We start from the raw sequence: 8,637 nt of genomic DNA on the forward strand, positions 1-8,637 counted from the left end.
GGGTACGGGTTCGGGCGTCCGGTGCGGAACCGGGCCGGATGCAGGAGAACGGACGAGATCCCGTGCCGGTGCAGGGGATCTCGTCCGTCTCAGGTCGTCCCGCGGCGGACCGCGGGCTCAGGAGGTGCGGGTCAGCCGCGGGCGCCGAGCAGGTGCTCGGTGGCCAGCTGCTGCAGGCGCACGAAGCCGAAGCCCTTGCCGCCGAGGTAGGCGTCGGCGTCGAACGACTCGTACGAGGCGGTGTCCGCGAGCAGGTCGTCGTACGACTCGCCCTCGTTCAGCGTCGGAGTGGAGAGCTCGGCGACCTTCGCGGCGGCCAGCGCCTCCTGCACCTCGGGGTCGGCGCGGAAGGCCGCGGCGCGCTCCTTGAGCAGCAGGTAGGTGCGCATGTTCGCGGCGGCCGAGTCCCAGACTCCGGTCTCGTCCTCGGTGCGCGAGGGCTTGTAGTCGAAGTGGCGCGGACCGTCGTAGGCCGGGACGCCGCCGGGGCCGCCGTTCTCGAGGAGGTCGACGAGCGAGAACGCGTTGTGCAGGTCGCCGTGGCCGAAGACCAGGTCCTGGTCGTACTTGATGCCGCGCTGGCCGTTGAGGTCGATGTGGAAGAGCTTGCCGTGGTACAGCGCCTGGGCGATGCCGGCGGTGAAGTTCAGGCCCGCCATCTGCTCGTGGCCGACCTCGGGGTTCACGCCGACGAGCTCGGGGCGCTCGAGGGAGTCGATGAACGCGATCGCGTGGCCGAGCGTCGGAAGCAGGATGTCGCCGCGGGGCTCGTTCGGCTTGGGCTCGATGGCGAAGCGGATGTCGTAGCCCTTGTCGGTGACGTAGTCGCCGAGCAGGTTGACGGCCTCGCGGTAGCGCTCGAGCGCGGCGCGGATGTCCTTGGCGGAGTCGTACTCGGCGCCCTCGCGGCCGCCCCACATGACGAACGTCTTCGCGCCCAGCTCGGCGGCGAGGTCGATGTTGCGGAGGACCTTGCGCAGCGCGAAGCGGCGGACGTCGCGGTCGTTCGAGGTGAAGCCGCCGTCCTTGAAGACCGGGGCGCTGAAGAGGTTGGTGGTGACCATCGGCACGACGAGGCCGGTGGACTCCAGCGCGCCCTTGAGGCGGTCGATCTGGGTCTGGCGCTCGGCGTCGGTGGAGCCGAAGGCGAACAGGTCGTCGTCGTGGAAGGTGAGGCCGTACGCGCCGAGCTCGTCGAGCTTCTCGACCGCGTGGACGACGTCGAGCGGCTCGCGGGTCGGGCCGCCGAACGGGTCCGTCCCGTTGTAGCCGATGGTCCAGAGGCCGAACGAGAACTTGTCGGCGCGGGTGGGGGTCAGGGACATGGGATCCGAATCCTTTCCGGCGACGTCGCCGAATTGTTGTTGGGCCCAACATATCCGGTGAGGGTCGGGAGGCGCAACGAGCGGAAGGCCCGGCGCGTCGGCCTCCGGCCCCTCGCGGGTGCCGCCCGCCCGAGCCGCGGAACCGCTCGCGGAGCGGGCCGGCGTCCGGGGAGGTCGTCGCGAGGATCGCTTGCGCAAGCGCTTCGACTGTGCGTACAGTCGCTCCAGCACGACCGGTCGAAGCGCTTCGAAGCTCGACCGCGACCGACGACGATGTCCGGCAGGAGGAGCCATGGCGACCATCCACGACGTGGCCCGCGCTGCCGGAGTCTCGATCAGCACCGTCTCCTACGCCCTCTCCGGCAAGCGCTCGATCGCCGCCTCCACCCGGCAGCGCGTCGACGACGCGGTGCGCCAGCTCGGCTACCGGCCCCACGCGGGAGCCCGGATGCTCGCCGGGGCGCGGACCCACATCCTCGCCCTCTCCGCCCCGATGCGCGGCGAGCTGCACCTGCCGACCCACATGCGCTTCGTCACCGAGGTGCTCGAGCGCGCCCGGGAGTCGGACTACGACGTCCTGCTGCTCGTCACCGACGAGGCCTCCAGCGGCATCGGGCGCGTCTCCTCCTCCTCGCTCGTCGACGGCATCGTCCTGATGGGCGTCGACGACGACGACGACCGCGCCGAGCTGATCCGCGCGGCGGGGGTCCCCGCCACCTTCATCGGCGTGCCCGCCGACTCCCACGATCTCGCCTGCGTCGACCTCGACTTCGCCGAGGCCGCCCGGCAGAGCGTCCGCCGGCTCGCCGAGCTGGGCCACCGCTCGCTCGGCCTGCTCGAGCACCCGCAGTCCTACACCGACCGCAACGCCGGCTTCGTCCGCCGCTTCGACGAGGCGTTCCGCGCCGAGGCTGCGGCGCTCGGAGTCGAGATCGCGGTCGAGCGCCCGCACATCGGCCGCCCGAGCGCACAGGCCGCGATCGACGCGATCCTCGCCGCACCCGTCCCGCCCACCGCGCTCGTGCTGCACTGCAACGAGCCCGTGGCGGAGGCGGCGATCGAGCGCGTCATCGAGCGCGGCCTCTCCGTCCCCGGCGACCTGTCGATCCTGGCGGCCTGCGCCAGCTACGACGGCGGCGCCCTCCCGATCCCCACCAGCAGTCTTCCCCTCCCGTTCGACGCGATGTGCCGAGCGGCCGTCGCGCGGACCCTCCAGCAGATCGACTCCGGCCGCACCGTCGGCGTCGAGCTGCTCCCGCCCTCCTACGTCGACCGCGGATCCCTCGCGGTCGCTCCGACCGGCGCTCCGGTGCCGGCGGTCCCGTCCGGCACTCCCGCGCCGGCCTCCCTCTAGTCCTCCACCCTCTTCCTGCCCGCTCCGGCTCTGCGCACTGTCGAAACGCTTCGACACCACGCCCCCGCGAGAGAGCGCTCCCTGCACCACCTCCGCAGCACCACCGCACCGTTCGAAGGAGAACCACCGCAATGTCGCTCCGATCCCGCTCCGCCTTCCACCGCCCGACCGCCGGTCTCAGCCGGCGCAACCTCCTCGCCGGCGGAGTCGGCCTCAGCGCGATGTTCGCGCTGGCCGCCTGCTCCGGTGGCGGCTCCGACGCCGGCTCCGACGCGCTCTCGACCACGGTCGACGGCGCCGGCCGCACCCTCACCCTCTGGGACTTCGAGACGCCCGACAGCGACCGCGGCATCGCGTGGCTCGCCGCCCGCGACATCTTCACCCAGGAGACGGGGGCCGAGATCGCGTACGAGTTCAAGGCCTTCGAGCAGCTGCGCACCGGCGCCAGCCAGATCTTCAACTCCAACTCGGCGCCCGACGTCGTCGAGTACAACAAGGGCAACGCGACCAGCGGACTCCTCTCGAGCCAGGGCCTGCTCACCAACCTCGACGAGGCGGTCGCGTTCTACGGCTGGGACTCGCTGATCCCCGGCGCGCTGCAGACCACCGCGAAGTACGACGAGAACGGGATCATGGGCTCCGGCTCCTGGTACGGCATCCCCAACTACGGCGAGTTCACCTTCGTCTACTACAACAAGGACGCCTTCGCCGCGAACGGCCTCGAGGTCCCCACCACCTACGAGGAGTTCACGGCCGTCCTCGACGCCTTCGTGGCCAAGGGGATCACCCCGCTGGCCGAGGCCGGCGCCGAGTACCCGCTGCAGCAGCTCTTCTACCAGCTCGCGCTGCTGAAGGCCGACCGCTCCTGGATCACCGACTACCAGACCTACACGGGCGAGGTCGACTTCGAGGACGCGGCCTGGAGCTACGCGGCCGACCAGCTGAAGACCTACGTCGACAAGGGCTACTTCTCGGCCGACGCCTCCGGGCTGAAGGCGGAGGACGCGGGCACGGCGTTCATCTCGGGCGAGTACCCGATCTTCTTCTCGGGCTCCTGGTGGTTCGGCCGCTTCAAGACCGAGATCACCGGATTCGAGTGGGACACGTTCCTCTTCCCGGGCGCCGAGTTCACGATGGGCTCCGCCGGCAACCACTGGGTGATCCCGGAGACGGCGAAGAACAAGGACCTCGCCTACAAGTGGATCGACATCACGATGCGACCCGAGATCCAGAACCTCATCGGCAACAACGGAGGCATCCCGCTGGTCGTCGACGAGAGCGCCATCACCGACGAGAAGAGCAAGGCGCTGCTCTCGCAGTGGAAGACGGTCGTCGACGGCGACCAGCTCTCCTTCTACCCCGACTGGCCCACCGCGACCTTCTACGACGACCTGGTCGCCGCCACGCAGGAGCTCATCAACGGCTCCTCCGACGAGTCCGCCATGCTCTCCGACCTCCAGGCCAAGTACGACGACGGAGTCGCCGACATCACGTGACGCGGAAGCGTCACGTGATGTCGGCCACGGCGGCCGGCCCCGCGCCTGCAGGCGCGGAACGGCAGCGGAAGACCTGAGGACGTGACGGCGACCCCTCGAGGGGGTCGCACGAACACCGCCGGGCCTCCACCCCCCCGCGAGATGCCGCTCCGGTACGCGACACGCCGTCGCCTCCGTACCGGAGCGGCATCCAGCGGCAGCACACCCACGACCCCGTCCGACCTAGGAGTACCCATGACGACGACAGCACCTCGTCGCGCGGAGAGCGCGCCGCCTCCCACGACGCCGCCGCGCGAGAAGCGCTCCGGCGGCTACTGGCTCTACCTGATCCCCGGGTTCGTGCTCTTCACGTTCATCGTGCTGATCCCGCTGATCTGGAACGTCTACATCAGCTTCACGTCCTGGCGCGGCATCAAGCCGCCGATCTTCATCGGCCTCGACAACTGGATCGAGCTGATGGGCGACGACCAGTTCTGGACCTCGTTCCTCAACTCGGTCTACATGATCATCGCGATGGTGATCGTCCCCACGATCCTCGGACTCCTGCTCGCGGCGATCCTCTTCGATCTCGTCGGCAAGAAGTTCGGCGGGCGCCTGGCGAGCTTCCTCCGCGCCACCTACTACCTGCCGCAGATCCTGCCGACCGTCATCGCCGCGATCGTCATCGGCTGGATCCTCCGCCCCGACAACGGCGCGCTGAACTCGATCCTCGAGGCCGTCGGGCTCGGCTCCCTCTCGCACGACTGGCTCGGCAAGCCGGACACCGCGATGCTCTCGATCATGGTCGTGATGATCTGGGTGCAGCTGGGCTACCCGGTCGTCATCTTCATGGCGGCACTGCAGCGCGTGGACCCCGAGCTCTACGAGGCGGCGGAGCTCGACGGGGCGAACTGGTTCCAGCGCTTCCGCTGGATCACGGTCTCGATCATCCGGCCCGAGATCTTCGTGGTCACCCTCACCTGCACCATCGCCGCGCTGAAGGTCTTCGGCCCGATCTACGCCCTGACCCGCGGCGGCCCCGGCGACTCCACGATCGTCCCCTCCTACTACTCGTACACCGAGTTCTTCCAGAAGCAGCAGGTGGGCTACGGCGCCACCATCGCGACCGCGCTCACGATCGTCATCGTGATCCTCGCCGTGCTGTTCATCCGCGCCCAGGAGCGCGTCGAGCGCAGCGAAGGAGCCCGCTGATGTCGGCCATCGAGACCCTGCCCCTCACCCAGGCCGGCACGCAGGACGCGGACCTCTCGTCCTCCCGTCCCGCCAAGCCCGCGAAGGGCACGACGAAGCGCACCCTCGGCGACTGGGTGATCCTCGCCGTCGCCGTGGTGATCGGGCTCGTGATCATCAGCCCGGTGCTGCTGATCCTGCTCAACTCCTTCAAGACCCCCGCGGAGTACTCGGCGAACGGCCCGCTCGCCTTCCCGACCGGCCTCTCCTTCGACGGCCTCTCGACCTTCTGGAGCCGCGTCGACTTCCCCGAGAAGCTCGGCAACTCGATCCTCATCTCGGGGTCGGTCGCGATCCTCGCCGTCGCCCTCTCGGTGCTGAACGCCTACGCGATCGGCATCGGCCGGGTCCGCGGCCGGAGCTGGATCATCGTCCTGTTCCTGCTGGCGAACATGCTCCCGCAGGAGGCCCTGCTCTACCCGCTGTACTACATGTTCAAAGCGGTCGGGATCTACGACACCCAGCTGTCGGTCATCGTCATCTTCACCGTCATCCAGTCGGCGTTCGGCACCTATCTGCTCTCGAGCGTCTACGGCACCTTCCCGAAGGAGATCCTCGAGGCCGCGGCTCTCGACGGCGCCTCGAAGTGGCAGGTCCTCACCCGGGTGATCGTCCCGATCTCGCGGCCCACCCTCTCGGTGCTGATGATCTTCTTCTTCATCTGGACCTGGAACGAGTTCCTCATCCCGCTGGTCTTCCTGGTGAGCGACGCGACGCAGACCGTCCCGATCGCGATCTCGAGCCTCCAGGGCGACAAGATCATGGACGTCACCACGACCAGCGCGAGCGCTCTCCTGGGCCTTCTCCCGACGCTGATCTTCTTCCTGATCTTCCAGCGCACCCTCACCCGCGGCATCACCGCCGGCGCGGTCAAGTAGCCCTCTCTCCCTCCGTCGGCGCCTCCCTCGCGGGATCCGCCGGCGCGCCATCGAAAGGCACCCCTATGAAGTTCACCGACGGGTTCTGGCAGACGCGGGCCGGATTCACGCCCCTGTTCGCGCAGGAGGCGTACGACATCCGCACCGACGGCACCTCGCTCGAGGTGATCGCCCCGACCCGGGTCATCCAGGGCCGCGGTGACGTCCTCAACCGGCCGGCGCTCACGGTCACGGTGTCCTCGCCGGCCGAGGGGGTCGCGCGGGTGCGGATCGAGCACTGGCGCGGCACGGCGGTGCGCCCGGGCTTCGAGCTGGCCGAGGGCGACGTCGGAGCGGCGGAGGTGACGGAGTCCGGCGGCGTGCTGCGCACCGGCGACCTCGAGGTCCGGATCAGGCAGGGCGCTCCGTGGTCGCTGGAGTTCTGGGACACCTCGACCGGCACGCGCCTCACCGGGTCCGGGCACAAGGCGCAGGGCTACCTGACCGGACCGGACGGAGCCGCCTACCTGCACGAGCAGCTCGACCTCGGCGTCGGCGAGCTGGTCTACGGGCTCGGCGAGCGCTTCGGCCCCTTCGTGAAGAACGGCCAGACCGTGGACGTGTGGAACGCCGACGGCGGCACCTCCTCCGAGCAGGCCTACAAGAACGTCCCGTTCTACCTCTCCAGCCGCGGCTACGGCGTGCTCGTGAACGATCCCGGCCTCGTCTCGTTCGAGATCGGCTCCGAGGCGGTCGAGCGCGTGCAGTTCTCGGTCGGCGGCGAGGCGCTGGAGTACCTGGTGATCCAGGGCCCGACGAAGAAGGACGTGCTGCGGCGCTACACCGGCCTCGCGGGCCGCCCCTCCGTCGTGCCCGCCTGGAGCTACGGGCTCTGGTTGACGACCAGCTTCACCACGAGCTACGACGAGGAGACGGTGAACTCCTTCATCGACGGCTTCGCGGAGCGGGAGCTGCCGCTGTCGGCGTTCCACTTCGACTGCTTCTGGATGCGCGAGTTCCAGTGGACCGATCTCGAGTGGGACCCGCGCACCTTCCCGGACCCCGAGGGGATCCTCGCCCGCCTGCACGAGCGCGGGCTGCACACCTGCGTCTGGATCAATCCGTACATCGCGCAGGCGTCGCCGCTGTTCGCCGAGGGGCGCGAGAAGGGGTACCTGCTCAGAACGGCCTCCGGCGACGTCTGGCAGTGGGACATGTGGGTCGCCGGCATGGCGCTGATCGACTTCACGAATCCGGAGGCGACCTCCTGGTTCCAGGAGAAGCTCCGCGTCCTCGTGCGCCAGGGCGTCGACTCCTTCAAGACCGACTTCGGCGAGCGGATCCCGTCGGAGGGCGTCGTCTGGGCCGACGGGACCGACCCCGAGGCCATGCACAACTGGTACACCCAGCTCTACAACCGCGCGGTGCACGAGGTGCTCGAGCAGGAGCTCGGCGAGGGCCGTGCGGTCCTCTTCGCCCGCAGCGCCACGGTCGGCGGGCAGTCGCTGCCGGTGCACTGGGGCGGGGACAACACCTCCTCCTACGTGTCGATGGCCGAGACCCTGCGGGGAGGCCTCTCGCTCGCGCTGGGCGGGTTCGGCTTCTGGGCGCACGACATCGGCGGCTTCGAGGGCACGCCCGATCCCGGAGTGTTCAAGCGCTGGCTCGCGTTCGGCCTGCTCTCCTCGCACTCTCGGCTGCACGGATCCTCCTCGGTGCGCGTGCCGTGGGCGTTCGACGAGGAGGCCGTGGAGGTCACCCGGCTCTTCACCCGGCTGAAGCTCTCGCTGATGCCCTACCTCTTCGCGGCGGGGGTGGAGGCGGCGAGCACCGGCGTCCCGATCATGCGCCCGATGGCGCTCGAGTTCGAGGACGACCGCAGCGCCGCCCACCTCGACACGCAGTACCTGCTCGGGCACGACCTGCTCGTCGCTCCGGTGTTCACCGAGGACGGCACGGTCGAGTTCTACCTCCCGCGCGGGACGTGGACGAGCTGGTGGACGGGCGAGCGGATCGTCTCGACGGGGGAGTGGCGCCGTGAGGTCCACGGCTTCGACTCGCTGCCGCTGTACGTGCGCGAGGGCGCGGTGATCCCGGTGGGGGCCCGCCAGGACTCCGCCGAGTACGACTACCTCGACGGGCTCGAGCTGAGGGTGTTCCCGGGGCCGGACGGAGCGACGCCGGTCCGGGTCGTCGCGCACGACACGGGGGAGGAGACGGTCTTCACCGTGACGCGCACCGGCGGCGAGGTCTCGGTCGACGGCCCGGCCGGCACCTGGACCTGGGTCGAGGCCTGAGCGGCGCCCTCCTGCTGATCGAGCAGCGGGCGCAGCCCTCCCCTCGAGACCCCGGCCCCGCCCCCGGCTAGGCTGACC

6 protein-coding genes are annotated in these 8,637 nt (G+C 69.8%); 5 read left to right on the forward strand and 1 reads right to left on the reverse strand.

Features of this window, described 5'->3' with window-relative positions; translation table 11 throughout:
• Positions 1-131: 131 nt before the first annotated feature.
• Positions 132-1,325: a xylose isomerase gene (xylA, locus tag C5C49_RS15170; protein WP_104227357.1), complete on the reverse strand. Its 1,194-nt coding sequence runs from the start codon at positions 1,323-1,325 to the stop codon at positions 132-134.
• Positions 1,326-1,617: 292 nt separating this feature from the next.
• Between xylA and C5C49_RS15175 the strand changes: the two genes are divergently transcribed.
• The 5 genes from C5C49_RS15175 to yicI all read left to right on the forward strand — a co-directional run bounded on the left by C5C49_RS15175 (position 1,618) and on the right by yicI (position 8,559).
• On the forward strand, positions 1,618-2,679 hold the full coding sequence (locus tag C5C49_RS15175) for a LacI family DNA-binding transcriptional regulator (RefSeq protein ID WP_104346477.1): 1,062 nt from the start codon (positions 1,618-1,620) through the stop codon (positions 2,677-2,679).
• Between the two features lie 131 nt (positions 2,680-2,810).
• Positions 2,811-4,175, forward strand: a complete 1,365-nt coding sequence (locus C5C49_RS15180) for an ABC transporter substrate-binding protein (protein WP_258060612.1) — start codon at positions 2,811-2,813, stop codon at positions 4,173-4,175.
• A 234-nt stretch (positions 4,176-4,409) separates the two neighbouring features.
• The gene (locus C5C49_RS15185; protein WP_104224874.1) at positions 4,410-5,366 is read left to right on the forward strand and encodes a carbohydrate ABC transporter permease; all 957 of its coding nucleotides are present in this window, start codon (positions 4,410-4,412) and stop codon (positions 5,364-5,366) included.
• Positions 5,366-6,283 (forward strand): carbohydrate ABC transporter permease, encoded by a 918-nt coding sequence (locus tag C5C49_RS15190; RefSeq protein WP_104256489.1) that lies wholly within the window; start codon positions 5,366-5,368, stop codon positions 6,281-6,283. Before C5C49_RS15185 ends, C5C49_RS15190 begins: the two co-directional genes overlap by 1 nt.
• Before the next feature lie 65 nt (positions 6,284-6,348).
• Positions 6,349-8,559 carry an alpha-xylosidase gene (yicI, locus tag C5C49_RS15195; protein ID WP_104346478.1) on the forward strand — a complete coding sequence of 737 codons (2,211 nt, stop codon included), beginning with the start codon at positions 6,349-6,351 and terminating at the stop codon, positions 8,557-8,559.
• The last annotated feature ends 78 nt before the right edge of the window (positions 8,560-8,637 follow it).

The organism is Rathayibacter sp. AY1E2, from assembly GCF_002932325.1.
Taxonomy (GTDB): domain Bacteria; phylum Actinomycetota; class Actinomycetes; order Actinomycetales; family Microbacteriaceae; genus Rathayibacter.

Coding starts and splice junctions, on each gene's coding strand:
- xylA (WP_104227357.1), bottom strand. CDS start 1,325: ATGTCCCTGACCCCCACCCGCGCCGACAAGTTCTCGTTCGGCCTCTGG.
- C5C49_RS15175 (WP_104346477.1), top strand. CDS start 1,618: ATGGCGACCATCCACGACGTGGCCCGCGCTGCCGGAGTCTCGATCAGC.
- C5C49_RS15180 (WP_258060612.1), top strand. CDS start 2,811: ATGTCGCTCCGATCCCGCTCCGCCTTCCACCGCCCGACCGCCGGTCTC.
- C5C49_RS15185 (WP_104224874.1), top strand. CDS start 4,410: ATGACGACGACAGCACCTCGTCGCGCGGAGAGCGCGCCGCCTCCCACG.
- C5C49_RS15190 (WP_104256489.1), top strand. CDS start 5,366: ATGTCGGCCATCGAGACCCTGCCCCTCACCCAGGCCGGCACGCAGGAC.
- yicI (WP_104346478.1), top strand. CDS start 6,349: ATGAAGTTCACCGACGGGTTCTGGCAGACGCGGGCCGGATTCACGCCC.